Origin of the sequence: Streptomyces sp. BE20 (assembly GCF_036322525.1) — a bacterium.
Lineage (GTDB): Bacteria > Actinomycetota > Actinomycetes > Streptomycetales > Streptomycetaceae > Kitasatospora.
The window spans coordinates 1-380 of the sequence record NZ_JAQYWW010000326.1 but is presented as its reverse complement, the minus strand read 5'-3'; the positions used below and the strand labels follow the sequence as shown (position 1 = coordinate 380).

Below are 380 nucleotides of genomic sequence, written 5' to 3'. Positions count from 1 at the left end.
GGTCGTCACGGCCGCGGTAGCCACCCCGGTCGCCGCCGCGGTCGTCGCGGCCACGGAAGCCGCCGCCGCTACCACCGGACGGACGGTCGTCACGACGGCACCCGCCGCGGTCGCCACCACGGTCGTCACGGTCACGACCGACACCACCCGAGGGACGGTCATCGCGGCCACGGTAACCGCCTCCGCTGCCACTGGAGGGGCGGTCGTCACCACGGAAGCCGCCGCCGTCGCCGCCACGGTCGACACGGTCACGACCGAAACCACCGCACGCACCGACAACGCGACCACGGTAAAAGCACCAGCACCCACCCGACCGGCGCTCGACAACGCCACGGAAGCCGCGACCGCAACCACCAGCGAGGCAGTCGACAACTCGTCGG

At 72.9% G+C, this 380-nt stretch carries 1 protein-coding gene; it reads left to right on the top strand.

Features of this window, described 5'->3' with window-relative positions; genetic code table 11:
- Positions 1-380: hypothetical protein (locus PUR61_RS01770; protein ID WP_329874894.1), on the top strand; the 380-nt coding region annotated here is incomplete at both ends.